Below are 26,100 nucleotides of genomic sequence, written 5' to 3' on the forward strand. Positions count from 1 at the left end.
CCGCCGCCGGCGCCAGCCGGGGGCGAGCGCCGGCTCGAGGTTTAGCCGAAGGCGCTGCGCGCCCTCGCCCCGACCAATATCCGGGGGGACGGGAGGTCTAAAATCAGCGCTTCAAATGCAAACGGGCCCGCACGGGGCCCGTCTACCAGTCAGACGACGAATGCCGTCAGTCGCTACTCGATGATCGAGGCGACGATGCCGGCGCCGACGGTGCGGCCGCCTTCGCGGATGGCGAAGCGCAGGCGCTCTTCCATCGCGATCGGCACGATCAGCACCACGTCCATCGTCACGTTGTCGCCCGGCATCACCATCTCGGTGCCCTCGGGAAGCGTGCACACGCCGGTCACGTCCGTCGTGCGGAAGTAGAACTGCGGACGGTAGTTGGTGAAGAACGGCGTATGACGACCGCCCTCTTCCTTCGTCAGGATGTACGCCTCGGCCTTGAACTTGGTGTGCGGCTTCACCGAACCCGGCTTGCACAGCACCTGGCCGCGCTCGACGCCCTCGCGATCCACACCGCGGATCAGTGCGCCGATGTTGTCGCCCGCCTGGCCCTGGTCGAGCAGCTTGCGGAACATCTCGACGCCGGTCACCGTCGTCTTCTTGGTGTCGCGGATGCCGACGATCTCGACTTCCTCGCCGACCTTGACGATGCCGCGCTCGACACGACCGGTCACCACCGTGCCGCGACCCGAGATCGAGAACACGTCCTCGATCGGCATCAGGAACGGCAGGTTGATCGGACGCTCAGGCGTCGGAATGTACGCATCGACCTCGGCCATCAGCGCACGCACCGCGTCCTCGCCGATCGTCTTGTTGGAATCTTCCAGCGCGGCGAGCGCCGAGCCCTTGACGATCGGGATGTCGTCGCCCGGATACTCGTAGCTCGACAGGAGCTCGCGAACCTCGAGCTCGACCAGCTCCAGGAGCTCCTCGTCATCGACCTGGTCGACCTTGTTGAGGAACACCACGATCGCCGGAACGCCGACCTGACGGGCGAGCAGGATGTGCTCGCGGGTCTGCGGCATCGGGCCGTCGGCCGCCGAGACCACCAGGATCGCGCCGTCCATCTGCGCAGCGCCGGTGATCATGTTCTTCACGTAGTCGGCATGGCCCGGGCAGTCGACATGGGCGTAGTGCCGCGCTTCCGTCTCGTACTCGACATGCGCGGTCGAGATCGTGATGCCGCGCGCCTTCTCTTCCGGCGCCGCGTCGATCTGGTCATACGCACGGTATTCGCCGAAATACTTCGTGATCGCTGCCGTCAAGGACGTCTTGCCGTGATCAACGTGACCAATCGTCCCGATGTTCACATGCGGCTTGTTGCGCTCAAATTTACTCTTGGCCATGCCTGCTCCCAGTGCGGAGGTCTGAAGTTCCGGCGCGACATAGCGATTGCCGCCGCCAAAGACAAGCGTGCTGCACCGCACGACGCTGTTGCGGCATCCGCCGCGAAGACGGTCGACGGTTCCGATGACATGAAACGAAGGCTTCAGGAGGTCTGGTGGCTTGGAGCGGGTAGCGGGAATCGAACCCGCATATTCAGCTTGGAAGGCTGCTGCTCTACCATTGAGCTATACCCGCGCCTGCACTGTCTGAACGGCGATGGTGGAGGGGGCTGGATTCGAACCAGCGTACGCTAAGCGAACGGATTTACAGTCCGTCTCCTTTAACCACTCGGACACCCCTCCGGCACCGCTTCGACCGGTCTGAACACGATCTCTGCCGGACACATCGAGTCGACCAGCAACCCGACGCGCATCCGAGCGGCCTTATGAAAGTCCCGAACCGATCTGTCAACGCCGCATGGTCTGCCCTTTCGCCGGAACCCTGCCTCCGGTAAGCAGCAGGGATGAGCGACGACACCGCACGCCCCAAAGATACCCATTACGCCAAACTCCGCCGTGCCCACCGCGACCGCAAGCGCGCCGATGGTGGGCTGCCGCCGGCCGTGGCGCCGCGCCAGGCCCGGCCCGGCAAGCCCTCCCCGGCCGGGCGGATCCGCCTCTACGGGCTGCACAGCGTCGCTGCGGCGCTCGCCAATCCGAAGCGCAAGCTGCACCGCCTTTTGGTGACGCGGAACGCCCTTGCCCGCCTCGAGATCGATCCGGAGACGATTTCCTGCCCGGTCGAAATCGTCGAGCCGAAGCTGCTCGACACCGAGCTCGGCAGCGAGGCGGTGCACCAGGGCGTGATGCTGGAAGCCGATCCGCTGATTCCCGGCCGGCTCGCCGGGCTTTCCGGCGCAACGCTGGTGCTCGTCCTCGACCAGGTCACCGATCCGCACAATGTCGGCGCGGTCTTCCGCTCGGCGGCGGCCTTTTCGGCCGACGCGCTGGTCACCACGGCGCGCCACTCGCCGCAGGAAAGCGGCGTTCTGGCGAAGGCCGCCTCCGGCGCGCTTGAGCACGTGCCGCATCTGGAAGTGGTCAACCTCGCCGAGGCGCTAAGCGAACTCTCGGCGCAGGGCTTCCAGACGATCGGCCTCGATTCGGAGGGCGACGAGCCCTACGAGACGGCCCTCGCCGGCGAGCGCATCGCCATCGTGCTGGGCGCCGAGGGCAAGGGATTGCGGCAGAAGACGCGCACGACGGTCGATCGCCTGGCGCGGCTCGACATGCCGGGCACGATCAAGTCGCTGAACGTCTCCAACGCCGCGGCCATCGCGCTGTACGCGGCAAGGCGGCATCTCGGCTGACGTTGCGCCATGCTTCTCAAGTTTGGACTGCTCTTCGCCATCTCCGTCGCCTGGGCCGCCGGATACCTCTTCATCGGAGCCGCGCGCCACGTTCCCCCGATCACCGCCACGGCGGTGATGACCATTGTCGGCGCGATCGTCATTGCGGGCAGCGTGCGGTTCGGCTTCGGGCACGCATTGCTTCCAGACCTCAAAAAGCGGCCGTGGGTGCCGGCGGTGATGGCGGTAAGCGCCATAGCCTTGCCCAATCTCGCGGTGGTCGCCGCGGAACATACCGTGCCGGCGGATCTCGCCGCCGTCCTTGGCACAACGGTTCCGATTGCCACGATCCTGCTGACGACCTTCGTGACGCGCCAAAGTGCCTTTTCCACGGTGCGAATGCTCGGGATCGTCGTCGCGCTGTCCGGCCTCGTGATCTTCGTGGGCGGCTGGGCGGCACTTACCGACGATCCGGCTGATCTGGACGGCATGCTGATCATGATGGCCGGCGGCCTGGTCTTCGCCTTGAACGGCCTCCTCGCCGCGCACCAGACCCGCGATCTCAACCCGCACGTCCTCGCCGCCTGGACCATCATCTTCGGCGCCGTCGCGCTCTCCCTCGCCGCCCTGATCCTCGAGCAGCCTTTCTCCGTGGAATTGGGATCGGCGGTATGGCCGCTCGTCGCCGAGGGCTCGCTCGGGATGGGGGTTGCCTATCTTGGCTATTACGTCCTCGTCGCACGCGCCGGAGCCGCCTTCGCCTCCCTTTACGCCTTCCTCGTCCCGGTGTTCGGCGTGGTGGGCTCGGCAATCGTGCTCGGCGAGCAGCTCACGACCCATCACGTAGCAGGGCTGTTCGTGGTGCTAGGCGGCCTTGCGCTGCTGACGAAGGGAAAGTGAGCTGCATCTCGCAGGGCCGGGACGCCGAGGTGGCTGGTTCTGGCAGTCTTGGCTGCGCGATCAACCATCACGACGGCGTTCTGGGGATCGTATCGGTCGGCCATGTTGCATCCCCTGTCGCGTGGTGTCGCCGAGGGAAACGGGAAAGCCCTGCGATCGGGCAGGAAATGGCTGGTGCCGGATGAGGGGATTGAACCCCCGACCTTCGGTTTACAAAACCGCTGCTCTACCGCTGAGCTAATCCGGCGCGAGGGGCGCATTAGCACGAAAGTGCGCGCGATGCAGCGGCCTTTTTCGCGGCTATCGGGCTGATCCGTGTTCGATGGCGGGGGCTTTCGCGGGGCCTATCCTGCGGGCCGCTTGGCCTTCACCCTTTTCCGCGCTAGCTGAGCCGTTCCAAGACGCGGCCCTGGCCCGCGTCGACACAAGGGCCAGGCGGCGTCATGTCACGTGAACTCCAGTCGATCAGTTTTCTCGCCAGCAGCACGCCGGCGGCCCAGGAAGCGGCGCGGCGGTTGAGTGTCCTCTACGGCAACGACAAGCCGGAGAACGCCGGCGTGATCGTTGCGCTGGGCGGCGATGGCCACATGCTCAACACGCTGCATCGTTTCATGGGAACCGGCGTGCCGATCTACGGCATGAACAAGGGGACGATCGGCTTCCTGATGAACGAGTATCGGGAGGACGGTCTGCGCGAGCGACTCGCCGCGGCGACCCAGAACGTCATCCATCCGCTGACGATGACTGCCATCGACGCAGAGGGAAACACCCACGACGCGCTGGCGATCAACGAGGTGGCGCTGTTCCGCCAGTCCTACCAGGCAGCGAGGCTGCAGATCGCCATCGACGGCATCGTCCGGCTCGAGGAGCTGGTCTGCGACGGCGTCATGGTGGCGACCCCGATCGGCTCGACCGCCTATAATCTCTCCGCGCAAGGACCGATCATCCCGGTGGAAGCGCCGCTGCTGGCATTGACGCCGGTCAGCCCGTTCCGCCCCCGCCGCTGGCGCGGCGCCCTCCTGCCCAATCACCAGACGGTCGAGATCGTCGTGCTGGAGCCGGACAAGCGTCCGGTCAATGCGGTTGCGGACGCGACGGAGGTCAAGTCGGTTCGCAAGATCACGATCCGCGAATCGGCGACCGATACCGGGCTGATCCTGTTCGATGTCGAGCATTCCTGGGACGAGCGGATCCTGGCCGAACAGTTCCGCTACTGACCGAGTGCCGTCAGGCCGCCAGGCGACGGGCCCGTTCGCGGGCTGCGTCGTGCGCAGCTTCTGCCGCCAGCCGGTGCAGGAATCGCGTAGCATCGTCGGGATTGGCCGGCGATCGTTCGGACTCCTCGTTGGCCGCGACGCGCTGCATGATCATCTGCGGTACCTCTTCCGGCCGCACCGGCCGCTTGCCTGCAGCGACCTCCCGCCAGGTCGTGACCGCAATCCAGAAGAGCTGCCCCATCGACGCAGGCAGTCCGCACTGGACGACGAGGGCGGTGACCGCCCTCTGGCGCCCGCCGGCGAGAATCGCCGTGACCCGCCGCTCCGGCGTCTGCGACAGACGCGCCAGCGCCGCGCCCAGAAGGTCGATGTGCCCGGTCGAGACCGAACGCAGCAGGAAGGCGGCCGTCAGTTGCCCGCTGGCCCGCAGATGCTCCACGAGAGCCGGGATCTCCCCGGCGGGCGCGATCCCGGCCAGTTTCGCCGTCGCCTTCTCGCAGGCGGCAAGCGTGACATTCTCGGCACGCCCAGGCCCGACCAGCGAGCGCAATAGCGGCAACGCTGCGAGCGCCTGCCCTGCCGCGAGAATCAACGTCTGGCGAACCGTCGACGGCAGATCCTGGCGGGCCAGGAGCGCGCCGCGCAAATCGGCGTCCTGGCCATGGCGTTCGGCCAGCCGCTGGTAGCTCACCCCGGCAACGGCCGCGCCGTCATTGTCGAGCAGCGCGACGCAGAGGGGCGCGTCGCCGATCTCGGCGATCGCCGCCGAAACGCGAACCGACAGGACAGGCCGCGCGACGACGGCGCGCCGCACCGCATCAGACCCGCTCGCCACAAGGGTGATGAGGTCCTCGTCGTCGAGCGACGGCGAGGACTGGACCACGGGACAGGCGATAGGGTCGCTGTCCTCGCAGAGGGCCCGCAGGATGACGGCGGGAACGCCCCTGGCTGCCGCAAGGCCTTCGGCCAGCGCCTGGCGGACCTTGGGCGACGGGTCGTCCAGCATCAGGGTCAAAGTCGCCTCGGCCTCGGCCCGCTCGGCGGGGCAAAACCGTCCATCGACGAAAGCCTGCGCGACGGCCCGGGCCGCTTCCGCGCGTCCGGCGCTGGTGGCCGTCTCGCGCCAATGAACGAACCGCTGGACGATCATGAGACGCACTACCCCTCTGCGACGAAACCGAACTCTTGTCCGATTGTCGCCAGCAAAGGTTTAGGTTTCGTTCACCATAACGGCAAAGCTCAAGGCGCGTCTCGCGGCGCGCCGGCTCAGACGTCGCTGGCGTCCGGCATGCGTGGCCGCGGCATCTGGAACACCGCGTCGGTGACCGCGTAATCGAGGTAGCCAAGGCGAGACAGCGGCCGGGCCAGGGACATGTCGATCATGCCGTCGGTGAGGATCGCCTCGTCGATGTGGATGGCGACGACCTCGCCGATCACCATGACGTATGGCGACGGCGCGCCGTCGACGCCTTTCGGGTGGAAGCTCTGGGTCACACGGCATTCGAGGGCCGCCGGACTTTCCGCGACGCGCGGCGCGGCCACCAGGCGGCAGGGCGCTTCGGTGAGCCCCGCCAGCGCGAACTCGCTGATGCCCCTGGGTGCCTGCGCCGACGTCCGGTTGAGCTGCCGTGCCAGGTCGCCTGTCGCGAGGTTGGCGACGAACTCGCCGGTCTCGAGGGCGATGCTGGCGGAATCCTTCATTCCCGCGGACGAGAACATCACCAGCTTGGGCGAATCGCTGATGGCGTTGAAGAAGCTGTAGGGCGCCAGGTTAACCGAGCCGTCCTTCGCCCGGGTGGAGATCCAGCCGATCGGCCGCGGCGAGACGATCGCTTTGAAAGGGTCGTGCGGCAGCCCGTGCTCGTTGCGGTCGGTGGTGTAGAACAGCATCAGCGCGGCTCCGGCGCGAAGGCTTCCGAGACGATGTCGGCGAGAGCCGGGCGCGGCCGCTCGCTGGGTGGCTCCTGCGGGGTGCCGACATGGATGAAGCCGATCACCTGCTCCTCGGGCGCGATGCCCATCAGCGCCTTGGCCTCGTCGTCATAGGCCATCCATTCGGTCACCCAGTTGGCGCCATAGCCCATCGCGTGGACCGCGTTGACGAGGTTCATTGCCACCGCGCCGCCGGACAGGACCTGCTCCCACTCGCGGATCTTCACATGCTCCTTCGCCGTGGAGACCACGCCGATGACCAGCGGCGCCCGGGTCAACCTCGTCGTCTCGACGCGCCGGCGGCCCTCGGACAAAGGCGCGCCGTCGCGGGTCTCGATCAAATCGGCAAGCGCTTCGCCGATCGCTTCGGCAGGCGCGCCGCGATAGAGGATGAAGCGCCAGGGCGCCAGCTTGCCGTGGTCGGGCACCCGTGCCCCGATCGTCAGGATCGTCTCCAGCTCGGCGCTGGACGGTGCCGGCAGGCCGAGCATCGGGATCGGCACGGATCGGCGGGTGGAGAGCAGCGTGATTGCATCGGGCAAGACGGCATCCTTCGGTCTGGTAAGTCGCCTCTGCTATCGCTTCGGCAGTCGCAATTCAAACGCGGGCGCCACCTCCCGCGTGCCGACCCGGGCGTCGGGAAGCCAAGCGCCTTGAAATCGTCCCGCATCTGCGTGCATGAAGCATCAGGGGACAGAGAGCCGAAAGGCCGGAGGGAAGCAGAGCGGTGCCCATCGACATGCGTGTTCTGATGGCCGTGGGCATTGCGCTCTGGATGCCGGCATCCGCTGCCGCCCAGGACATTCCGATACCGTCCCTGCTCGACCGCGGCACGCGCGGTCTGTTCGGGTCGGACAAGGAGCGCGAGCCCGGCGCCTATGTGTCGCCCTCTGCTGCCGATCTCGTTCCCGACGCCGCCGACGTCGGCGCGCCGTCGCTCCGCTCGCTGCAGCGCTTCGATCCGATCGCCCTGCCCGTCGAGCCCGGCAAGTTGCGCGTGCCTTCCATCGACCTGCCCGGCCTGCCCGCCTATGCGCCGCAGAACATGCCGAGCCAGGACATGATCCGGTCGCGCGCGACGCTGACGCTCGAGGCGCGGCTGACGGAAGACGGCGAAAGCATCCCGCACGGTCTGATCTGGCGGCTGTTCTCGGCGATCCCCGGTCTCGATGGCCGCCCGAGCCTGATCGCCTCGTCGGAAAGCAACATCGCCAATTTCGAGGTGCCGACCGGGTCGTACATCCTGCACGTCGCGTTCGGCCGTGCCGGGCTGGTCCGTCGGATCGACTTCACCGGGGTAAAGACGCGCGAAGTGGTGGTGCTCGATGCCGGCGGCCTGCGGCTGGACGCCCTGGTGTCAGACGGTTCCGAGATCGATGCCGGCAAGCTGACATTCGACATCTACACCGACGCCGAGACTGAATCCGAACGCAACCTCGTCGCCGGCGACATACCGGCGTCGAAGATCGTCCGGCTCAATGCCGGGACCTATCACGTCGTCTCCAATTACGGTTCGATCAACGCGCTGGTACGGGCCGATATCCGCGTCGAAGCCGGCAAGGTCACCGATGCGACGCTGCAGCACCGCGCCGCGCTGATGACGATGAAGCTGGTCAGGGAGCCTGGCGGCGAGGCGCTTGCCGACACCGCCTGGTCGGTCACCACGGCATCCGGCGACATCGTGCGGCAGAGCGTCGGCGCCTTCCCGTCGATGGTCCTGGCCGAGGGCGAGTATGTCCTCATCGCCAAGAACCGCGACAAGGTCTACCAGCGCATTTTCGAGGTGCAGTCGGGGCAGAACGTCGATGTCGAGGTACTGACGTCGAGCCTTTCGGAAGCGCCCGACGCGCTCATCGGCTCGGGCGACTAGCCTCCGCCGTCAGGCAGCCCGCAGGTCCGCCATGTCGTCGGCCTCCGACTCCTGCGACGCCAGGCCGAAGACCATTTCCCGCAGCCGCTCGGTCAACGCCCGCCGGTCGATGGCGGCGATCTCTTCGTAGCCGATCAGGTCGCCGATGGTCACGTTGATCGCCCGGCCATAGAGCCGCCGGAACTCGCCGATCAGCAAGCCCAGTCGCAGCGTCATCGACCAGCGACTGACCAGATGGAACAACGGGCCGTTCTGGCCGCCGAAATGCACCGGCAGCACCGCCGCGCGGGACGACTGGATGAGACGGGCGGTGAACTGCTTCCACGGCAGGTCGGCGGCGGCACCAAACATCGTCGGCGCGGTGGCGACGCCCCCGGCCGGGAAGATCACGATGGTGGTGCCCTCCGACAGGAGGCGCATCGCCTCGCGGCGCGTCTCCAGATTGAGGGCCTGCGCCTGCCGCGTCTCCTCGAAGGACACCGGCAGCCCGTAGGCGGCCATCTCGGGGATCCTCATCAGATCGTTGTTGACGAGGATCCGGTACGGCCGGCCGAGGCGTTCGGCCAGCGCCAGCATCGCGATCCCGTCACCGATTCCGAAGGGATGGTTGGCCACCATCACCAGATGCGACGGCAGGGTGGCCGGCTCAGGCAGTGCGCCGCGGCAATCGAGCCTTATGCGCATCAGGTCGAGCATCGCGTTGAAGGCCAGCGGGTCCCCCGCGGCCACGCGGCTGCGCCAGTTGCCATAGAGCCGCGCCAGCAGGCGCCGACCGGAGACATCCTCGATCCAGCCGATCGCCAACCGCTTCAGAAGACGGTCATGGGGCCGGGCGTAGGTAAGTTCAGGGTATGGTCTCATGAACAGCCGCAAGAGTTTTGCTCTTACGGCATTTGCCCTTCGCCGATGACAGGCGGATGACGCTGCGGTTCACAGTCGCGAGATGGCCGGCACCATAGAGGCGCCGGCTCAGGCCCTGCCATCCTCCGCCCGGATCCGGCGCAGGTCCGGCGGAACCGCCTCGTCGACCAGCGCGGCGAGCGCCGAATCGAGCGTCGCCGATGCCTGGTCACGCGAGCCGAGCCGACGAATGTTGACCGTGCGCTCCTCGGCCTCCCGCTTGCCGCAGACCAGCATGACCGGGATCTTGGCCACCGAGTGCTCGCGGACCTTGTAGTTGATCTTCTCGTTGCGCAGGTCCGTCTCGACCTTCAGGCCCGCCCGCTTCAGCAGATGCGCGACCTCCATCGCGTAATCGTCGGCGTCGGAGGTGATGGTGGCCACCACCACCTGCACCGGCGACAGCCACAGCGGCAGATGCCCGGCACAGTTCTCCAGGAGAATGCCGATGAAGCGCTCCACCGAGCCGAGCATCGCCCGATGCAGCATGACCGGGGTCTTCTTCTCCGAATCGCGGTCGATATAGAAGGCGCCGAACCGGCCGGGCAGGTTGAAGTCCACCTGGTTGGTGCCGACCTGCCACTGCCGGCCGATCGCATCGCGCAGCGTGTATTCGTATTTGGGGCCGTAGAAGGCGCCCTCGCCCTCGGCGATACCCGTGGTGACCTGTCCGCCGCCTTCCTGCTCGATGATCGTCAGGACCTCGCGCATGGAAGCTTCGGCCCGGTCCCACATCTCGTCGGAACCGACGCGCTGATCCGGCCGGGTCGAGAGTTTCACCAGCACGTGGTCGAAGCCGAAATCGCGGTAGATCGACAGGATCAATTCGTTGATCTTCAGGCTCTCGGCGGCGATCTGCGCCTCGGTGCAGAAGACGTGGGCGTCATCCTGCGTGAAGGCGCGGACGCGCATCAGGCCATGCAGGGCGCCGGAGGGCTCGTAGCGATGCACCATGCCCAATTCGGCAAGCTTCAGAGGCAGATCCCGATAACTCTTCAGGCCATGCTTGAAGATCTGGACGTGGCCAGGACAGTTCATCGGCTTCAGTGCGAAAACCCGCTCGTCCTCGGTCTCCGTGACGAACATGTTCTCGTGGTATTTTTCCCAGTGGCCGGACGTCTCCCACAGCGAGCGCTCCAGCAACTGCGGGGCGTTGACCTCCTGGTAGCCCTCGGCCTCCTGGCGGCGACGGACGTAGGACACCAGCGTCTGGTAGAGCGACCAGCCCTTCGGGTGCCAGAACACAGTGCCCGGCGCATCGTCCTGGAAGTGGTAGAGGTCCATCTCCCGCCCGAGCCGGCGGTGATCGCGCTTCTCGGCCTCTTCCAGCATGTGGAGATAGGCCTTGAGCTCGTCCTGGGTGGCCCAGGCCGTGCCGTAGATGCGCGTCAGCATCGGGTTGTCGGAATTGCCGCGCCAGTAGGCGCCGGCGACCTTCAAGAGCTTGAAGGCTTCGCCCACCTGCCCCGTCGACGCCATGTGCGGTCCGCGGCAGAGGTCGAACCAGTCGCCCTGGCTGTAGATCTTGAGGTCCTGGTCGGCCGGTATCGCGTCGATGAGCTCGACCTTGTAGGCCTCGCCCTTGGCAGCGAAAACCTCCCGCGCCTTGTCCCGCGACCAGACCGTCTTGGCGAAGGGCGCGTTGCGGCGGATGATCTCCGCCATCTTCTTCTCGATGACCGGCAGGTCGTCGGGCGTGAAGGGCGTGTCGCGGGCGAAGTCGTAATAGAAGCCGTTCTCGATCACCGGGCCGATGGTCACCTGCGTGCCGGGCCACAATTCCTGCACCGCCTCCGCCATCACATGGGCAGCGTCGTGGCGGATCAGCTCGAGGGCGCGCGGGTCGTCGCGCAGGACGATCTCGATTGCGCCGCTGCGACCCACCGGATCGGCAAGGTCGCGCATTTCGCCGTCGATCGCGTAGGCGACGGCTTTCTTGGCGAGGGATTTGGAGATTCCGCCGGCGATTTCGGCGCCCGTCGATGCGGCGGCATATTCGCGCTCGGAGCCATCGGGAAAGCGGAGGGATACGGCGTCAGCCATCGGATTGGTCTTTCTGTTTCCAGTCCCGCCTACGATCGCGGGTGGTTTGCATGTAAGGCGAGAGCCGCCTGGCCGGTCGTTTGCCGGCACCGGCGGGGTCGGATATATTTGAGGCAGCTGTTCCTGTGCAAGGGAGGCACGCCGTGAACATCGAAATTCTCCAGCCGAAACCATTCGATCTCGTCGGAAACCCGATCCTCGTGGCTGGCAACGCCGTCGGGTTCGAGAGCCACCTGACAATCCGTATCAGCGACGGACACGACGAGATCGTCGCGACTGCCACCGCCGGATCCACCTCGATCCGGCAGTTCCAGGCCGCGGTGGCCATCCCGTCGGCAGCGGCCTTCACGCTCAGCCGACTCTTCGTCACCGTGACCGACGACAGCGGCGGCGAGGAGGGTGTCCCGCCGCCCGCGGTGACCGTTCCGGTGCTCTACGGCCCGATGATCCTGCCCGGCTTTGGCGGGTACTGGCTTCACACGGTCGCAAGCGGCGAATCCCTCTCCGCCATCGCCCGTCGCTACTATGGTGCCGCCTCGCGCTATCCTCTCATCCAGGAGGCCAACCAGCACATCGTCGCCGACGCCAATCTGGTGTTTCCCGGTCAGGTGCTGCGGATTCCAAGGCAGACGTGACCGCTACCGGCGCGGAGTCTGTTCAGCCCCCATCGCCGGTGCGACGGGTGCCGTATCGCCAGAGCGTCCAGGGTCGCCAGCCGGCCGTTCTCGGCTGGATCTCCGTCGGGACCCGGTCGATCCCCGAGGTGCCGCCCGGTCCGCATCGCAAGACGCGGAAACAGGCAAGCCAGCCGCCGATCCACAGCCCGTGGCGGGCGACGGCCTCGTAGGCATATTCCGAGCATGTCGGCAGATGTCGGCAGGCATTGCCGATGAAAGCCGACAAGGTCAGCTGGTAAAGGCGCACCAGGCCGACGCCCAAGATCCGTCCTGGCGTCCGCCGCCAGTTGCCTGTCCAGTTCCGGGAGCGAGCCTGCGGCCGATGCGGGTGAGCGCCGCCCATTTGGGTGACTTCCCTTAGGCCGCGGCGCTCTCGCGCTTGGCGGCGACCTTGTCGAGCGCTTCCACCACGGCATCGAAGGTCAGCAGCGTCGAGGCGTGGCGCGCCTTGTAGTCCCGGACGGGCTCGAGATATTTCAGATCGGCGAAGCGGCCCTCGGGCGGCGCGCCGTTTTCCTTCAGCATCTTGCGCATGGTCTCGCGCAGTTCCCGCAACTCGGCAGTGCTGGCGCCAAGGATGTGGCGCGCCATCACCGAGGACGACGCCTGGCCGAGCGCGCACGCCTTCACCTCATGGGCGAAATCCGCAACCTTGCCGTCCTCGACCCGAAGGTCGATCGTGACGGTGGACCCACACAGCTTGGAGTGCGCCGTGGCGCTGGCATCCGGATTGTCGAGGCGGCCGATCCGCGGGATGTTGCCGGCGAATTCGAGAATCCGCGCATTGTAGACGTCGTCGATCACTGGAACCTATCCCGGCGCGCTGCGCCCTGTCATTTCGTCTTGTCGCCAACTATATAGGATCGTGGGCGCCGGATCGAAAGCCGCCCCCGCCTCGACTGCGCGCGGGACGGCGAAGGCGGGAGCGCATTGGCATTGAAGAAGATCTCGACCGTTGGCCTGTCTGGTTCGCAAGGACAGGCACCGGATCACCATTCCCTCTGGGTCGCCGCCCGTATTCCGACCCGCACGGAGCAGGACAGCATGGAAGCCGTCGTCAAGAAATTCCCCGAACCAGCTGACAAGAGCGACGATCGCCCGAGCCGGGAAGAAGCCGAGGCCGCGGTCGGCACGCTGCTGCGCTGGATCGGCGAGGATCCCTCCCGCGAGGGTCTGCGCGAGACCCCTGCCCGGGTCGTGAAGGCCTATGAGGAGCTGTTCGGCGGCTACAAGCTCCAGCCGGGCGACGTGCTCGGCCGGACCTTCGAGGACGTGTCTGGCTACGAGGACATGGTGCTGGTCCGCGACATCGACTTCCACTCGCATTGCGAACACCACATGGTGCCGATCATCGGCAAGGCGCATGTCGCCTACCTTCCGGACGACCGCGTCCTCGGCCTGTCGAAGATCGCCCGGCTGGTCGATATCTTCGGCCGCCGACTGCAGACGCAGGAATCGATGACCGCCCAGATCGCTGCGGCGATCGAGAGCATGCTGCGGCCCAAGGGCGTCGCGGTCATGCTGGAGGCGGAGCATATGTGCATGGCGATGCGCGGCATCCGCAGCAAGGGATCGACCACGGTGACCACGGCCTTCCATGGCGCCTTGCGCGAGGATCGCGAGCTGCAGGAACGCTTCCTGGCCATGGCCGGCCGTCGGCCGTGACAGAGCCTTCTCTGGGTGCCGGGTCGTTCGCGGCGCCTTCGCCGATTTCCGCCGAGCAGGAGGAAGGAGGCGAGCTCCGTCCCCGCTTCGATGCGGCGGGCCTGGTGACAGCCGTGGTTACCGACCATGCCAGTGGCAACCTCTTGATGGTCGCGCACATGAACGCCGAAGCGCTGGCGCAGACGCTGGCGACCGGCTTTGCGCATTACTGGTCGCGCTCGCGATCGACGCTGTGGAAGAAGGGCGAGACCTCCGGCGCGCTGCAGACGGTCCGCGAGATCCTCGTGGACTGCGACCAGGATGCGATCTGGCTGAAGGTCGCGGTCGAGAAGCCCGAAGATACCTGCCATACCGGACGGGACACGTGTTTCTATCGCAGAATTGAACCAAACGGTCACAGTCTGGTGCCTGCGCTCGACAAGGCGTGACGATCGTCCCTACCTTAAAGTTATAATCAGGGATTGCGTCCATCCTTCGTGATGGGACGGCGCAGTGCAGTCGGGACAGCGCAGGATGTTTGATCGCGTATTTGGATGGCGGGAAGAGGCCCCGGTCGGGGTCGAGCCGCCCATTGTCATGCCCTCGTCCCGGCGATCCAACGGCGTTGCGCTGGCGCTGGGCGGCGGCGCCGCCCGCGGCTGGGCCCATATCGGTGTGTTGCGGGCGCTCGACGAGAGCGGCGTCCGTGTCTCGATGATCGCCGGCACGTCGATCGGGGCGCTGGTCGGCGGCTGCTATCTCGCCGGCAAGCTCGACGAACTCGAAGCCTTCGCCCTTTCGCTGACCAAGCGCGGCTTGCTGCGCTTTCTTGATTTCCGCTTTGGCGCCGATGGCCTGATCGGCGGCATGCGCCTCAGCCGCCGCCTGTCGGTGGAACTCGAGGGCATCCGGATCGAGGATCTGGATCGGCCGCTCGTCTGCGTCGCCACCGAGGCGCGCAACGGCCACGAGGTGTGGATCGATTCGGGTTCGTTGATCCTTGCCATGCGCGCTTCCTACGCCCTGCCCGGCGTCTTCGAGCCGGTCGAGTGCGGCGGCAGGCGGCTGATGGATGGTGCGCTGGTGAATCCGGTGCCGGTCAATGTCTGCCGCGTCTACGAAGAGCGGCACGTGATCGCGGTGAACCTCCATTACGACCTGTTCGGACGCGCCGCCATCGTCCGGCTCTCGGCCGGCGGCAGCGACACGGCGAGCCCGCAGGATCTCGGCCTGGCCGACCCGGTGGTGGCGGCTGCAGGCGGCAATCCCGCCCTGCGGCGCGACCAGATGGGCATCGCCCGAACGATGGTCGATGCGTTCAACATCATCCAGGACCGGATTTCCCGGGCGCGACTGGCGGGCGACCCGCCGGATCTGTCGCTGCAGCCGCGAGTCCGCGACATCGGCCTGTCGGAATTTTTCCGCGCCGAAGAAGCGATCGCGCTCGGCTACGAGGCGACGATGAGCCAGATTGCCGAGATCCAGCGCATGGCCGAGATGGGCGAAGAGCGGGCCAGCCTGCCCGTCTGAGACGTTCCGGCGCGATGCGCGGGAACAACTAGCTCGCGATATACTCGCGCATCTCGGCGGCCTCGCGCTCGACGTCCTGGATTCGCCGCTTCACTACGTCGCCGATCGAGATGATCCCTGCCAGCTTGCCGTTCTCGCAGACCGGCAGATGGCGAAAGCGCCCGTCGGTCATGATCTGCATCGCCTCGTCGATGCCGGTGCTGCCCGTGCAGGTTTTGACGTCCATGGTCATCTCGTCGCGGACGCCGTGCGAGAGCGCCGCAACGCCCGCCGTGCCGATTACCCGCACGATGTCGCGTTCCGAGACGATCCCCGCGACCGACCCGGATTCCTCCAGCAGCACGATCGCGCCGATCTTCTTCCTCGCCAGGACCTGCGCGACCTCTTCAAGCGTCACGTCGGGATGGAGCGTCACCACGTCCCTGCCCTTGTGCTCGAGTATCTGGTTTACGGACATCTCCCGAGGCCTCCTTCTCCCGCCGGTGCCATTGCCGAAAGGTGAGCCAGTCCCGGCCGCATCGCAAGAGGCGAGTTCAGGCGGTCCGGGGACGCGCCCGCCGGTCGAAGACGCTGAACAGCAGGAAACCAAACGCAAAGCCGCCGAGATGGGCTTCCCAGGCAACGGTGCCACCGCCAAGAAAGCCACCGGCGGCGCTGCCGATCAGCAGGTTGGTGCCGAAGAACACGGCGACAAAGATCAGCACCGTGCGGTTGGACAGCGCTTCGCGGATCGACACCACCGGCAGATAAGCCTGGATCGCCGGCGACATGGTCCCGCCCGCTCCCCCGAAGGCGAAACGGCAGGCGCCGCCCATCAGCGCCGACACGACGCCCGACGCGCCGATGACCGGCGCCACGATCTCCGGATTGAGCAGGTAGAACACCGCAGCGCCTGCCACCGCTCCGCAACCGGAGAACAGCAGGAACCGGACGGCGCCGAGCCGGCGCGCCACAGGTGTCCCGAAGGCAAGCAGCCACACCGAGTTGACGCCAAGGTGCATCCAGTCGCCATGCAGGAACGAATAGGTGAGCGGCGTCCAGAGACCGGCGCCAGGCCTCTGATAGGCACAGAACTCGGCAACGGCCTGGTAGCAGCCGGGGATGAAGGCGAAGTCGACCAGCACGAACGAATCGTCGAGCGGGCTGAGGAGGAACATGCGAATCGCATGCACGGCGATGTAGACGCAGATCAGCCCCAGCACGATCCCAGGAACGTTGAAGGCCGGTGGCGGGCGCTGCCGCCGGAATACGGGTTCCGGGGCCTGATCGAGATCGTTCTGTGTCATGGCCGCCCTTGTCGATGCGTCTCGCCGGTTCACGCCGGTCGCGATGGGCACATGGGAAAATCCAAGCCGCTTTTCACCACCGGACGAAAAAAAGCCGCCCCGCTGGGCGGGGCGGCGAGTAAACAGGCGACACCCGACTGGAGGTCGAGATGTGCTTATTGGTGCTGACGACAGGAGCTACATCTGTCCTTACAATTGGTTAGACCTGTGCGGGTCGGTGCGCAACGCGAACCCTCGGAAACGGTTAATATCACTGGGAAAGCCCGATCGGTGCTTGATTTCGCGAGGCAGATTCCATCCTAAATTAAGCTTCCGGGTTTATGGAAAGACGGCACGGCGCACATTCGCCGCCACCTCTCGAGCGAACGAATGATGACGCAGGTCCCGAAGCAAGTGCCGGATCCGGACTACAACGAGCGCCGACGGTTCAGCCGCTTCCCCGTCGACATTCTCGGCCGTTTCATGCGCGAGGACCATTCGGAATATCCCTGCCGCGCCGAGAACATGTCCCCCGGCGACGTGTCGATCGCCACCCCTGTCGAACTGCGCGTCGGGGAAAACATCATTCTCTATCTGGATCACCTCGGCCGGCTCGAAGGCGAAGTGGTCAGGGCTTCGCCCGGCGGATTCGCGCTGAAGCTGAGGGGCACCGAGCGCAAGCGCGAAAAGCTCGCGGCGCAGCTGACTTGGCTGGTCAATCGCCACGAGCTCGACCTGCCCGAGGACCGCCGCCACGAACGCGTCGCGCCGGAAAATCCGTTCGTCGACGTCGTGCTCGAGGACGGCCGCCGCTATCAGGTCCGAATCATCGACCTGTCGCTGTCCGGCGCCGCCGTGTCGAGCAAGGTCCGCCCGGCGATCGGCGCCCGTGTGACCATGGGCACGACCCACGGCCGCGTCGTCCGGCATCTCGAGGAAGGCTTCGCCATCGAGTTTGGCGCTATCCCTGCCGGCGAGATGCTCGGGCGCAGCGCCGACTGACACCCGGGGGTCCGAGCGGATCCCCTTCCCCCTCCTGCGAATATCAGGCGGCATACGCGTAGGCCCCACGCTGCGGGCTCGCGCATGCCTTGTCTGCGCTCGTGTTCTGGCGCCTTTCGCTGGCCCGGCCGGGCATCGGATCCCGCCGTCGCCCGCCTCAACACAACTGCCTGCCGAACTACGGTGGTGCGGCGAGAGTTGCGCGGCTGGATACATCCCATCTTGCAGGCCGCACGCCTGGGCTGGCAGGCAAAGTTTTCGATGAGAGTCGCCCGCCCGGTCTGCCCTCAATCCTCGTGGTTGACAAAAGACCAACAGGGACGATGCAAATTGCCTTCGCGAATTCAGCTCTTGCAAGTAAAGTTATGAACTTTTCTATAAAGCATTGACGCGAATGCACACGAGACATTTCGCTTCAAAGTAAAACTATCATGGCATTCTCTCAGTACAGACGGGGAGACAGAACATGCAGAACTTCATCGGCAAGACGATCGCAGCAGTGGCACTCCTGGCAGCAGCCCTCACGGCGGCGCCGGCAGCAGCGAACGACACCGCGATGCTCACCACCGGCAGCACGTCCCAGCCGGTCGGCCATTACGAATTTTGCAAGGCGTATCCCGACACCTGCCGGCGCAACGACGCCGTCGGCGTGGTCCGCCTCAGCCAGAACAGCTGGTCGAAGCTGGTCGAGGTCAACGCCGCCGTCAATAACGCCATCTTTGCCCGGACCGACCAGGACATGCATGGCGTCCCGGAACTGTGGTCGTACCCGACGGTCCAGGGCGACTGCGAGGATTTCGTCCTTCTCAAGCAGTACATGCTGGCCCGTGAAGGCATTCCCGCCTCGGCCCTCCTGATCACCGTCGTCCGCCAGCCGAACGGCGAAGGCCATGCGGTGCTCACCGTGAAGACCGACCAGGGCGATTACATCCTGGACAATCTCGACGACCGGGTGCTGGCCTGGAGCGATACCGACTACCAGTTCCTGAAGCGCCAGTCCGAGCGCCACGCCGGCAAGTGGGTCGGCATCGCCGACGACCGCAACATGCTGGTCGGTAGCGTCCGCTAACTCTCCTCCGCAGGCGGCCTTCCCCGGGGCCGCCTGCCCCTAACGAAAACGAGCCGTGCACCGAAAGGCACACGGCTCGTTTTCGTTTGTCGGTCTAGGAAGCTGCCAGCGACAGGGTCGCTTCGGCAGACGCGCCTATTCCAGGTCGATATCGAGGATCGTCATGGTGAAGTGGTAGGACAACTCGTCCTCGTCCGTATCCTTGGCGAGAAGTCCGACGAACTCCTTGTTCAGATAGACCTCGGCCGAGTCGGATTTGCGGGCCAGCGGACGGATCTCGAGGTCCGCTGCCTTGAAGCTCTTCCTGAGATAGGCCTCGACCTTGCGGATTTCGTCAGGCTTCACGGGGTTCTCCTGCACGTGTTCGGGAGCCCTTAAGCTAGGCCATGGCTGACGAAATCAATCCTTAGACCTGCATCAATCGCCGCGTTCGAGTCTCTGGTCCATGGCGCGGGCGGGTTCGTGGCAGTCGCCCGGCGTGCCGATGATCTTGGCCGGCACGCCCGCGACCGTCGTGTGAGGCGGGACGGCCTTGAGCACCACCGAGCCCGCCGCAATCTTCGAGCACTCGCCGATCTCGATGTTCCCGAGAATTTTCGCCCCAGCGCCGATCAGCACGCCGCGACCGATCTTCGGATGCCGGTCGCCAAACTCCTTGCCGGTCCCGCCGAGCGTGACGTTCTGCAGGATCGACACGTCGTCGCCGATTGCGGCGGTGAAGCCGACGACGAGGCCTGTCGCGTGGTCGAGGAAAATACCCCGTCCCATGCGCGATGCCGGGTGGATGTCGGTCTGGAACACCGCCGAGGAGCGCGCCTGCAGATAGAGGGCGAAGTCGCGGCGCCCCTCGCTCCACAGCCAGTGCGCCAAGCGGTGCGTCTGGATCGCGTGGAAGCCTTTGAAATAGAGCAGCGGCTCGATGTAGCGCTCACAGGCCGGATCGCGGTCGAACACAGCTTGGATGTCGCTGCGCAGCGTCTCGCTGAAGCTGCCTTCCGAGTTCAACAGATCGTTATAAGCCTGGGCGATCAGGACCGCCGGCACGTCCGGATGGTCGAGCCGCTGCGACACGCGGTGGATGAGCGCCGTTTCCAGGCTTGGCTGGTTGAGGATCGTCGCGTGAATGAAGCCGGCAAGCACCGGCTCCCGCGCCACCACGCCTTCCGCCTCACGACGGACCTGCGCCCAGATCGGATCGACCGGGTGCAGTTTCTCTTGGGCCTGCTTCTCTTGGGCCTGCGAAATTCGGATGTTCATCGCGCTCTCCCGAACGGGCATCGTCACGCATCGAGGATGCGTCTCTAGAATAGGACTGTCGGCGGCCGAGTAAAAGATGCCGTCGCTCGATGACCGCTGGCGATCTCGTCCATGGCTTGCCGTTGGGCGTCACCAGCGTCTTTCCCCCGCCAGAGGCGCTCAGTCGCCTTCGCAAAGGAAGCGGACGACTTCGTCCTTGAAGGTGCGGTCGCCGACGGCCAGCATGTGGTCGCGGCCGGCAATGTCGAACGCGCGGGCATTCGGCATCAGTGCGGCAAGCTCATCGGCCGAGCCAGCAAGATCGTCGCGCGTGCCGACGCCGATCAAGGTCGGCTGGGCGATCCGGCCGACATCGGCCGGCGTCAGTTCCTCCCGCGCGGCGGAAATGCAGGCGGCAAGCGCCGCGCGGTCGCTCTTTGTCCTGTCGGCGAAGGCCCGGAACATCTGGCCCCGTTCGTCAGAAACATCGTCCAGCGAGGGCGCCAGCAGCGCGTCGGCAATCGTGTCCCAGTTCCCCACGCCCTTGACGAGCCCGATACCGAGACCACCGAAGACGATGCGCGAGAAGCGCTCGGGCGCCGCGAGCGCGGCGAAGGCCGCGACCCTTGCGCCCATCGAATAGCCGAACACGGCGGAACGCCCGATTTCGAGATGATCGAGCAGCGCCGCGGCGTCGCCCGCCATCCTCGCGGGACGATAGGCCTGCGGATCAGTGGGCTTGGCACTGTTGCCATGGGCCCGATGGTCGAAGGCGACGACGCGGAACCCGGCATCCGCGAGTTTCACCACCCAGCCGGGGTCGATCCAGTTGACGCGCATCGACGAGGCGAAGCCATGCATGAGCAGGACGCTCTCGCCGTCCGGATTGCCTTCGTCGATATAGGCGAGTTCCAGACCGTCGCTGGTGAAGTGGTCCATACTGGCGTCCTGTCCTGCCCCGCGGATGATCGTTCCGCCCCCGATTAATGGCCCGGCGGCGCCCGCGCCACCCCTGTTCAATCCGGGTCGCCGCCAGTATGGTCCGCCGCGTTGCCAATCAGAGCCAAGGTCTATCGCGATGGCCGGACACCGGATTCCGCATTTCCAGAACGACGTCGGCGCCGACATGATCGAGATCGGCGTGACGGAATTCATGTGCTGCGGCGCCACGCCGCCTTACGACCATCCGCATGTGTATCTCGACATGGGCGACGAGCGGGAGATCGTCTGCGGCTACTGCTCGACGCTCTATCGCTACGACGGGACGCTGACGCCGGAAGAAACCCGGCCCGTCGGCTGCCGGCTCGTCGAAGTGGCTGCGTAAGCCCCTGCCCGCCATTCCTGCCGAAGCGGACATCGTCATTGTCGGTGCGGGCATTGCCGGGCTGACGCTGGCGCTGGAACTGGCACGCCGCGGCATCGGCTCGACGATCCTCGAACGCGCACCCCGGCTGGAAGAGATCGGCGCGGGACTGCAGCTTTCACCCAACGCGTTGCGGGTGCTCTGGCGGCTGGGCCTCGGCGATGCGCTCAATGCGGTCGGCACCAGCGCTTCCTCGGTCACACTGCGCGACGCCAGGAGCGGCCGGCAGATTGCCGAGGTGCCGGTCAGCGCCGACGACGGTACGCCCTATCTCGCGCTGCATCGCGCCGACCTGCAGGGTGCGCTCCTAACCAGGGTACTACAGGATGATCGGGTTGCGCTGGAGCTCGGCTCGGCGGTTTCCGCCATGTCGCTGGATGGGAATCGTCTGCAACTCCGGGTAAACGGCAAGACCGGCAATCGGGATGTCCCTGCCAGCATGGTCGTCGGCGCCGACGGCGTCCGCTCGACGATTGCTGCCCAGCTCGGGCTTGATGCTCCGGCTCCGGCCACGGCGGTCGCCTGGCGGGCGACCCTGCATAACAAGCCGACTACTGGCAGTTCTGCGGTCGAAGCATGGCTCGGGCCGCGGCGCCACGCCGTCGCCTATCCGATTTCGAGCGGCCGCCAGACCAATCTCGTGCTCATCGAGCCGGCGTCCGATGCCGGGGATGCCGGCGGGCTCGCCAGGCGCTTCGCCGGCTGGGACGATCGCCTGGTTCCGATGATCGCCGCGGCGGGTCGTTTTACGGCTTGGCCGCTGCAGACCGTGACCGCCGACCGTGTCTGGCACCACCGCAACGACCGCGTGGTGCTGATCGGCGATGCCGCGCACGCCATGCCGCCTTATGCGGCGCAGGGCGCAGGCATGGCGATCGAGGATGCGGCCGCCTTGGCGGCCGCACTGGCCGAGACGCCGGACCGCCACGCTGCCCTGAAGCGATACGAATTGGAACGGCGCCCACGGATTGACCGGCTTCGGCGCCGGGTCGCCTTCCACCAGTTCGTCTACCATCTGCCGCGACCGTTCAGCCTCGGCCGGAATGCCGTGCTGGCGCTGCGCAAGCCGGCCCGGCTGCGACAGGATCTTGCCTGGCTCTACGATTGGCATCCGCCCGGGTAGTGGCAAGCAGTGCCGGGCCGGAACGTCGAGCCCGGCGCAAGCGTTCACAACCCACCGGGACTTCGACCGCCGCCCGGACGCCGTGTCCTGACTGGTGGCGGTTCAGGATCGGTTCATCGGACGGCATGGTACATGCCTGGCATCAGGCCCGGTTCGCCCGCGCGGCAAGTGCCAAGCGGCTGCGGCCCGGACCGCAAGGGAGAGATCAACAAGGTGAAGAACATGCCGAATTTGAAACGTACAGGCCGTTTCGTGGGCGTTGCGGCACTGGCCGCATCGACGGCCCTCAGCGGCCCGCTGGCGGCCTACGCGCAGGACGCTGCTCCCTACCGTTTGGCACAGGCCGAGGACCCCGCAGCCGTCATCGTTCCCGATGTCGCCGAGCCGGAAGCGGCGGTCGTCGAGGAGCCGGCACCGGCCCCCGAGCCCGAGGCACCCGCGGTAGAAGAGCCGGCGCCCGCGCCGGAAGCCGCCCCGGCAGAAGAGCCCGCCCCCGAGCCGGCACCGGAGCCGGACGTGCCGGCCGAGGTACCTGCGGTGGAAGAGCCGCCCGTCGAGGAGCCCGCAGCCGAAGCGACGCCCGTCGAGGAACCTGCGGCGGAAGCGCCGGTAGCGGAACCAGCAGTCGAAGCGCCTGTCGAGGAGCCCGCCGCGGAGGCCGCGCCGGTAGAGGAGCCCGCAGCCCCGGCCGAGGAGCCGGCGGCCGAAGCTGCGCCGGAACCTGCCCCCGAGCCTGAAGCTGCGCCGGCTGCCGAAGCCCCGCCTGCGCAAGAAGCGCCGGTCGCCGAGGAAGCCCCGGCTACGGCACCGGCCGAGCCGGCACCGGCAGCCGAAGAGGCTGCCCCGGCAGAGGCTGCGCCAGCAGCTGCACCGGAGACACTGGAGGCTCCCGCCGAGGCGCCGGAGAGCGAGCCGGCTCCGGCAACTGACGGCGCGGCGCCAACGGAGGCTGCCCCGGCAGAGCTGGCACCCGAGGGTGCCGCCCCCGCGGAAGCCGTCCCTGCAACGCCGGAAGCAGCGGCACCTGCCGAGGCCCCCGCGACTCCTGCTGACGCGGCTGCACCGGCTGCCGCCGAGGCCGCAGCACCGATCGCTCCGCCGCCCGCGCCGCAGGCCGCCGAGCCGGTGTCCGTCGAAATCCAGAACGAGCCGGTGCCGGAAGGCGGCGTGAGCCAGAGCGACGCGCGCGTCCAGCAGCTGGCCGAGCCCGTGGAGGTTCGTTCCGCGCGGAGCGAGCCGGGCGAGCGTATCGAGGCGCCCGCCGGATCGACGTCGATCAACAACAGCTCCGTCACCAACAACACCGTCGTCAACAATACGACGACCAACACGAACAACACCGTCGTCCAGCAGCAGGCGCCGCTGCCGCCTGGTGCCGAAGTGGTGGAACGTGTCGGCGGCCGTGACATCCTGTCGATCGTCGGCGCGGGCGTTGCCGGCGCCGTCGTCGGCGGCGCGGCCGGCTACTTCATCCGCGGCAACGATGATGACCGAATCGCCGTCGACTCGCAGGAGCGCTATTACGAGCGCCTGCCGCGCGAGCGGACCCGCGAGACGGTGGTGCGTGACAATGGCGTGCAGATCGTCACGATCACCAATCGCTACGGCGACGTGATCCAGCGCTCGCGCGTCATGCCCGACGGCCGGGAAGACGTGCTGTTCTACGACCCATACGAACGCAACTACGACGACGGTGACTATTACGAGGATCCGGCTGCCGGTCTCGATCCCATCGACCTGCTCATCCCGATGGACGAATACATCGTCGACCCGCGCGAGCCGGACGAGGATCTCTACTATCGCACGATCGTCGCCCCGCCGGTGGAGACGGTGGAGCGGATCTATTCGGTCGACGAGGTGCGTCGCTCGGAACGGATCCGTGACAAGGTGCGTCGGATCGATCTCAGCACGATCAACTTTGCCTTCGGCTCCGACGCCATTCCGCAGGAACAGGTACCCAACCTGCAGGCGCTGGCCGATGCGATCGCTCGGGTGATCGAACAGAACCCGGCCGAGACCTTCCTCATCGAAGGTCACACGGACGCGGTCGGCAGCGACCTCGCCAATCTCGCGCTATCGGATCGCCGGGCCGCGGGCGTCGCCACGGCCCTCACCGACTATTTCGACGTGCCGCCGGAAAACCTCGTCACCCAGGGTTATGGCGAGCAGTATCTGAAGGTCGACACCGAGAGCGAAAACGCCGAAAACCGGCGCGTGACCGTCCGGCGCATCACGCCGCTGGTCAAGCCGGTGGAGAGCGCTGCGCGCTAGCGGACCGACCCGACATAGCGGAACAAAGAACGGCGGCTCTTGGAGCCGCCGTTTTTCGTTTTGGCATCTGCGAATGACTACCGCTGCACCGTTGTGCTGAAGTCCCACGCCTCCAGCAGTCAGTCGTCATCGTCGTCGGAGGTGGACGCCTTGCTCTCGACCGACAGGAAGTCGCCCAAGGGCCCGAGCGGCTCGATATAACTGGCGAAGACCTTGATCGCCACCATCACCGGCACGGCCAGGAACATGCCGACGACGCCCCAGATCCAGCCCCAGAAAGCGACGGCGAGGAAAATCGCGGCAGCGTTCATCTCGAGACGACGTCCGACGACCAGCGGGGTCACGAACTGACCCTCGAGTGTCGTGCAGGCGAGGTAGAGCAGCACCGGCGCCAGCGCTGCGCCGAGATTGCCGAACTCGGCCAGCGCAATCACCCCGACGAGCGCGATGCCGAGCAGCGAACCGATATAGGGAATGAAGTTGAGGAGCGTGGCAAGCGCGCCGAAAATCACCGGCGTCGGCATCCCAACCCACCAGAGCGACGTGCCGACCGCAATGCCGAGGCCGATGTTGATCATCGTAATGGTGAAGAGATACCGCGACAGCTCGCGTTCGATGTCGTGAGCGATGTGGAGCGCACGTTTCTTGTCCGACAGCGTCGGCATCGATTTGATGAGCTTCTGATAGAACAGGTCGCCGGACGCGAGCAGGAAGAACAGGAAGACCAGCGCGAATGCGATGGAAGCGCCGACCTGCGGAAGAGCCGTCGTCGCGCTGTCGAGCAAATCGGGATTCCTTACGACCACTTCCTGTGGCTCTTCCTCCTCGGCCGTATCCGGGGTCTGCTCTTCGACGGTGGTCTCTGCCTGCTGCTGCGCCGACCGCAGGCGGTCGATGCGTTCCTGAACGGAGCGCATCTGCGCATCAACCGCCTCGACGTAACGGGGCGCGTCGCCGACGATCTTGGTGATCGGATCGCTCAACATGTAGAAGCCGGAGATCAGCGTCGCCAGCGTGCCGATGACCAGCACGAAAGCGGACACCGGTTCCCATATCTTCAGTCGCCGGCGCAGGAACCGCACCACCGGGCTCAACACCAGCGCGAACAGCAGCGCGATGATTACCGGCAGCACGAAACTCGCTGCGAAATACAGCGCGCCGAACAACATGATGAAGAAGATGCCGATGATGGCCCAACGCGGGCCGCCCTGCGAGGTCGGCGGCGTGACCAGTCCTATCGTCGGAGAGTTCGTCGTCGTGCGCTGCTCAACCCGACTCTCGCTGCTACGTTCGGACAATGCGGTCAATCCTAAGGAGGAACCCGCACAACGGCCGCGTGATGGGTAAGTTCCGGCCGCTCCCGCCGTACGAAGCGGTATCG

27 protein-coding genes and 3 tRNA genes are annotated in these 26,100 nt (G+C 66.3%); 13 read left to right on the forward strand and 17 right to left on the reverse strand.

The window, feature by feature from the left end; all coding sequences use genetic code 11:
- Positions 1–173 precede the first annotated feature (173 nt).
- The 3 genes from tuf to GTW51_RS15290 form a co-directional block, all read right to left on the reverse strand.
- Complete coding sequence (gene tuf / locus GTW51_RS15280) at positions 174–1,349, reverse strand: elongation factor Tu (RefSeq protein WP_163044875.1); 1,176 nt, start codon at positions 1,347–1,349, stop codon at positions 174–176.
- Between the two features lie 161 nt (positions 1,350–1,510).
- Positions 1,511–1,584: transfer RNA gene (locus tag GTW51_RS15285), tRNA-Gly, on the reverse strand.
- A gap of 22 nt (positions 1,585–1,606) precedes the next feature.
- Positions 1,607–1,691: transfer RNA gene (locus tag GTW51_RS15290), tRNA-Tyr, on the reverse strand.
- 161 nt (positions 1,692–1,852) lie between these two features.
- Here GTW51_RS15290 and GTW51_RS15295 point away from each other — a divergent pair.
- Together GTW51_RS15295 and GTW51_RS15300 are read left to right on the forward strand one after the other, a co-directional pair.
- The gene (locus GTW51_RS15295; RefSeq protein ID WP_163044894.1) at positions 1,853–2,698 is read left to right on the forward strand and encodes a TrmH family RNA methyltransferase; all 846 of its coding nucleotides are present in this window, start codon (positions 1,853–1,855) and stop codon (positions 2,696–2,698) included.
- A gap of 9 nt (positions 2,699–2,707) precedes the next feature.
- Positions 2,708–3,577, forward strand: a complete 870-nt coding sequence (locus GTW51_RS15300; protein ID WP_163044895.1) for a DMT family transporter — start codon at positions 2,708–2,710, stop codon at positions 3,575–3,577.
- 172 nt (positions 3,578–3,749) lie between these two features.
- Here GTW51_RS15300 and GTW51_RS15305 read toward each other — a convergent pair.
- Positions 3,750–3,824: transfer RNA gene (locus GTW51_RS15305), tRNA-Thr, on the reverse strand.
- 196 nt (positions 3,825–4,020) lie between these two features.
- Here GTW51_RS15305 and GTW51_RS15310 point away from each other — a divergent pair.
- On the forward strand, positions 4,021–4,794 hold the full coding sequence (locus GTW51_RS15310; RefSeq protein WP_163044896.1) for an NAD kinase: 774 nt from the start codon (positions 4,021–4,023) through the stop codon (positions 4,792–4,794).
- A 10-nt stretch (positions 4,795–4,804) separates the two neighbouring features.
- Here the strand turns inward: GTW51_RS15310 and GTW51_RS15315 are convergent, their stop codons facing one another.
- From GTW51_RS15315 to GTW51_RS15325, 3 genes are all read right to left on the reverse strand, one after another.
- Positions 4,805–5,944: a DUF2336 domain-containing protein gene (locus GTW51_RS15315; RefSeq protein ID WP_163044897.1), complete on the reverse strand. Its 1,140-nt coding sequence runs from the start codon at positions 5,942–5,944 to the stop codon at positions 4,805–4,807.
- Positions 5,945–6,060: 116 nt separating this feature from the next.
- On the reverse strand, positions 6,061–6,681 hold the full coding sequence (locus GTW51_RS15320) for a flavin reductase family protein (RefSeq protein ID WP_163044927.1): 621 nt from the start codon (positions 6,679–6,681) through the stop codon (positions 6,061–6,063).
- A 2-nt stretch (positions 6,682–6,683) separates the two neighbouring features.
- Positions 6,684–7,268: a nitroreductase family protein gene (locus tag GTW51_RS15325; RefSeq protein WP_163044898.1), complete on the reverse strand. Its 585-nt coding sequence runs from the start codon at positions 7,266–7,268 to the stop codon at positions 6,684–6,686.
- A gap of 185 nt (positions 7,269–7,453) precedes the next feature.
- Here GTW51_RS15325 and GTW51_RS15330 point away from each other — a divergent pair, with 185 nt between their 5' ends.
- Positions 7,454–8,596: a hypothetical protein gene (locus GTW51_RS15330; protein WP_343034022.1), complete on the forward strand. Its 1,143-nt coding sequence runs from the start codon at positions 7,454–7,456 to the stop codon at positions 8,594–8,596.
- Between the two features lie 9 nt (positions 8,597–8,605).
- Here GTW51_RS15330 and GTW51_RS15335 read toward each other — a convergent pair whose 3' ends face one another.
- Both GTW51_RS15335 and thrS read right to left on the reverse strand, forming a co-directional pair.
- On the reverse strand, positions 8,606–9,457 hold the full coding sequence (locus GTW51_RS15335) for a 1-acyl-sn-glycerol-3-phosphate acyltransferase (protein WP_163044899.1): 852 nt from the start codon (positions 9,455–9,457) through the stop codon (positions 8,606–8,608).
- 108 nt (positions 9,458–9,565) lie between these two features.
- Positions 9,566–11,539: a threonine--tRNA ligase gene (gene thrS, locus GTW51_RS15340; protein WP_163044900.1), complete on the reverse strand. Its 1,974-nt coding sequence runs from the start codon at positions 11,537–11,539 to the stop codon at positions 9,566–9,568.
- Positions 11,540–11,682: 143 nt separating this feature from the next.
- Here thrS and GTW51_RS15345 point away from each other — a divergent pair, with 143 nt between their 5' ends.
- A complete protein-coding gene (locus tag GTW51_RS15345) occupies positions 11,683–12,174 on the forward strand; it encodes a Gmad2 immunoglobulin-like domain-containing protein (protein WP_163044901.1) in 492 nt (163 codons plus the stop codon).
- 22 nt (positions 12,175–12,196) lie between these two features.
- Here the strand turns inward: GTW51_RS15345 and yidD are convergent, their stop codons facing one another.
- The gene (gene yidD, locus GTW51_RS15350; protein WP_163044902.1) at positions 12,197–12,559 is read right to left on the reverse strand and encodes a membrane protein insertion efficiency factor YidD; all 363 of its coding nucleotides are present in this window, start codon (positions 12,557–12,559) and stop codon (positions 12,197–12,199) included.
- Positions 12,560–12,573: 14 nt separating this feature from the next.
- A complete protein-coding gene (locus GTW51_RS15355; RefSeq protein WP_163044903.1) occupies positions 12,574–13,020 on the reverse strand; it encodes an iron-sulfur cluster assembly scaffold protein in 447 nt (148 codons plus the stop codon).
- Positions 13,021–13,260: 240 nt separating this feature from the next.
- Between GTW51_RS15355 and folE the strand changes: the two genes are divergently transcribed.
- The 3 genes from folE to GTW51_RS15370 all read left to right on the forward strand — a co-directional run bounded on the left by folE (position 13,261) and on the right by GTW51_RS15370 (position 15,390).
- Positions 13,261–13,881, forward strand: a complete 621-nt coding sequence (gene folE, locus GTW51_RS15360) for a GTP cyclohydrolase I FolE (protein ID WP_163044904.1) — start codon at positions 13,261–13,263, stop codon at positions 13,879–13,881.
- An 11-nt stretch (positions 13,882–13,892) separates the two neighbouring features.
- Positions 13,893–14,309: a phosphoribosyl-AMP cyclohydrolase gene (gene hisI, locus GTW51_RS15365; RefSeq protein ID WP_203566113.1), complete on the forward strand. Its 417-nt coding sequence runs from the start codon at positions 13,893–13,895 to the stop codon at positions 14,307–14,309.
- 148 nt (positions 14,310–14,457) lie between these two features.
- A complete protein-coding gene (locus GTW51_RS15370; RefSeq protein ID WP_246233185.1) occupies positions 14,458–15,390 on the forward strand; it encodes a patatin-like phospholipase family protein in 933 nt (310 codons plus the stop codon).
- Positions 15,391–15,418: 28 nt separating this feature from the next.
- Here the strand turns inward: GTW51_RS15370 and GTW51_RS15375 are convergent, their stop codons facing one another.
- Together GTW51_RS15375 and GTW51_RS15380 are read right to left on the reverse strand one after the other, a co-directional pair.
- Positions 15,419–15,847: a CBS domain-containing protein gene (locus GTW51_RS15375; protein WP_163044906.1), complete on the reverse strand. Its 429-nt coding sequence runs from the start codon at positions 15,845–15,847 to the stop codon at positions 15,419–15,421.
- Positions 15,848–15,923: 76 nt separating this feature from the next.
- Entirely contained in the window at positions 15,924–16,676 is a 753-nt protein-coding gene (locus GTW51_RS15380; RefSeq protein ID WP_163044907.1) for a rhomboid family intramembrane serine protease, read from the reverse strand.
- 369 nt (positions 16,677–17,045) lie between these two features.
- Here GTW51_RS15380 and GTW51_RS15385 point away from each other — a divergent pair, with 369 nt between their 5' ends.
- Both GTW51_RS15385 and GTW51_RS15390 read left to right on the forward strand, forming a co-directional pair.
- Positions 17,046–17,657, forward strand: a complete 612-nt coding sequence (locus GTW51_RS15385) for a PilZ domain-containing protein (protein WP_246233174.1) — start codon at positions 17,046–17,048, stop codon at positions 17,655–17,657.
- Positions 17,658–18,123: 466 nt separating this feature from the next.
- Positions 18,124–18,726, forward strand: a complete 603-nt coding sequence (locus GTW51_RS15390; RefSeq protein ID WP_163044908.1) for a transglutaminase-like cysteine peptidase — start codon at positions 18,124–18,126, stop codon at positions 18,724–18,726.
- Between the two features lie 135 nt (positions 18,727–18,861).
- Here GTW51_RS15390 and GTW51_RS15395 read toward each other — a convergent pair whose 3' ends face one another.
- The 3 genes from GTW51_RS15395 to GTW51_RS15405 form a co-directional block, all read right to left on the reverse strand.
- Entirely contained in the window at positions 18,862–19,071 is a 210-nt protein-coding gene (locus tag GTW51_RS15395) for a DUF3126 family protein (protein ID WP_163044909.1), read from the reverse strand.
- 72 nt (positions 19,072–19,143) lie between these two features.
- Positions 19,144–19,983: a serine O-acetyltransferase gene (gene cysE, locus GTW51_RS15400; protein ID WP_163044910.1), complete on the reverse strand. Its 840-nt coding sequence runs from the start codon at positions 19,981–19,983 to the stop codon at positions 19,144–19,146.
- A 159-nt stretch (positions 19,984–20,142) separates the two neighbouring features.
- Positions 20,143–20,901, reverse strand: coding sequence for an alpha/beta fold hydrolase (locus tag GTW51_RS15405; protein ID WP_163044911.1), 759 nt, complete (start codon positions 20,899–20,901; stop codon positions 20,143–20,145).
- A 139-nt stretch (positions 20,902–21,040) separates the two neighbouring features.
- On the opposite strand from GTW51_RS15405, the gene GTW51_RS15410 reads away from it, so the two are divergent.
- The 3 genes from GTW51_RS15410 (at position 21,041) to GTW51_RS23585 (ending at position 24,719) form a co-directional block, all read left to right on the forward strand.
- Positions 21,041–21,286: a zinc-finger domain-containing protein gene (locus tag GTW51_RS15410; protein WP_163044912.1), complete on the forward strand. Its 246-nt coding sequence runs from the start codon at positions 21,041–21,043 to the stop codon at positions 21,284–21,286.
- A 37-nt stretch (positions 21,287–21,323) separates the two neighbouring features.
- Complete coding sequence (locus GTW51_RS15415; protein WP_343034024.1) at positions 21,324–22,448, forward strand: FAD-dependent monooxygenase; 1,125 nt, start codon at positions 21,324–21,326, stop codon at positions 22,446–22,448.
- Between the two features lie 222 nt (positions 22,449–22,670).
- Entirely contained in the window at positions 22,671–24,719 is a 2,049-nt protein-coding gene (locus GTW51_RS23585; protein WP_203566109.1) for an OmpA family protein, read from the forward strand.
- A 119-nt stretch (positions 24,720–24,838) separates the two neighbouring features.
- On the opposite strand, the gene GTW51_RS15425 is transcribed toward GTW51_RS23585, so the two are convergent.
- On the reverse strand, positions 24,839–26,017 hold the full coding sequence (locus GTW51_RS15425) for an AI-2E family transporter (RefSeq protein ID WP_246233176.1): 1,179 nt from the start codon (positions 26,015–26,017) through the stop codon (positions 24,839–24,841).
- Positions 26,018–26,100: the final 83 nt, after the last annotated feature.

The sequence above is a fragment of the Aurantimonas aggregata genome, from assembly GCF_010500835.1.
Lineage (GTDB): Bacteria > Pseudomonadota > Alphaproteobacteria > Rhizobiales > Rhizobiaceae > Aurantimonas > Aurantimonas aggregata.

Bases quoted from the DNA above. Each gene is read 5' to 3' on its own strand.
- tuf (WP_163044875.1), bottom strand. From the start codon at position 1,349: ATGGCCAAGAGTAAATTTGAGCGCAACAAGCCGCATGTGAACATCGGG.
- GTW51_RS15295 (WP_163044894.1), top strand. From the start codon at position 1,853: ATGAGCGACGACACCGCACGCCCCAAAGATACCCATTACGCCAAACTC.
- GTW51_RS15300 (WP_163044895.1), top strand. From the start codon at position 2,708: ATGCTTCTCAAGTTTGGACTGCTCTTCGCCATCTCCGTCGCCTGGGCC.
- GTW51_RS15310 (WP_163044896.1), top strand. From the start codon at position 4,021: ATGTCACGTGAACTCCAGTCGATCAGTTTTCTCGCCAGCAGCACGCCG.
- GTW51_RS15315 (WP_163044897.1), bottom strand. From the start codon at position 5,944: ATGATCGTCCAGCGGTTCGTTCATTGGCGCGAGACGGCCACCAGCGCC.
- GTW51_RS15335 (WP_163044899.1), bottom strand. From the start codon at position 9,457: ATGAGACCATACCCTGAACTTACCTACGCCCGGCCCCATGACCGTCTT.
- thrS (WP_163044900.1), bottom strand. From the start codon at position 11,539: ATGGCTGACGCCGTATCCCTCCGCTTTCCCGATGGCTCCGAGCGCGAA.
- yidD (WP_163044902.1), bottom strand. From the start codon at position 12,559: ATGGGCGGCGCTCACCCGCATCGGCCGCAGGCTCGCTCCCGGAACTGG.
- folE (WP_163044904.1), top strand. From the start codon at position 13,261: ATGGAAGCCGTCGTCAAGAAATTCCCCGAACCAGCTGACAAGAGCGAC.
- GTW51_RS15370 (WP_246233185.1), top strand. From the start codon at position 14,458: ATGCCCTCGTCCCGGCGATCCAACGGCGTTGCGCTGGCGCTGGGCGGC.
- GTW51_RS15375 (WP_163044906.1), bottom strand. From the start codon at position 15,847: ATGTCCGTAAACCAGATACTCGAGCACAAGGGCAGGGACGTGGTGACG.
- GTW51_RS15380 (WP_163044907.1), bottom strand. From the start codon at position 16,676: ATGACACAGAACGATCTCGATCAGGCCCCGGAACCCGTATTCCGGCGG.
- GTW51_RS15385 (WP_246233174.1), top strand. From the start codon at position 17,046: ATGATGACGCAGGTCCCGAAGCAAGTGCCGGATCCGGACTACAACGAG.
- GTW51_RS15390 (WP_163044908.1), top strand. From the start codon at position 18,124: ATGCAGAACTTCATCGGCAAGACGATCGCAGCAGTGGCACTCCTGGCA.
- cysE (WP_163044910.1), bottom strand. From the start codon at position 19,983: ATGAACATCCGAATTTCGCAGGCCCAAGAGAAGCAGGCCCAAGAGAAA.
- GTW51_RS15405 (WP_163044911.1), bottom strand. From the start codon at position 20,901: ATGGACCACTTCACCAGCGACGGTCTGGAACTCGCCTATATCGACGAA.
- GTW51_RS15410 (WP_163044912.1), top strand. From the start codon at position 21,041: ATGGCCGGACACCGGATTCCGCATTTCCAGAACGACGTCGGCGCCGAC.
- GTW51_RS23585 (WP_203566109.1), top strand. From the start codon at position 22,671: ATGCCGAATTTGAAACGTACAGGCCGTTTCGTGGGCGTTGCGGCACTG.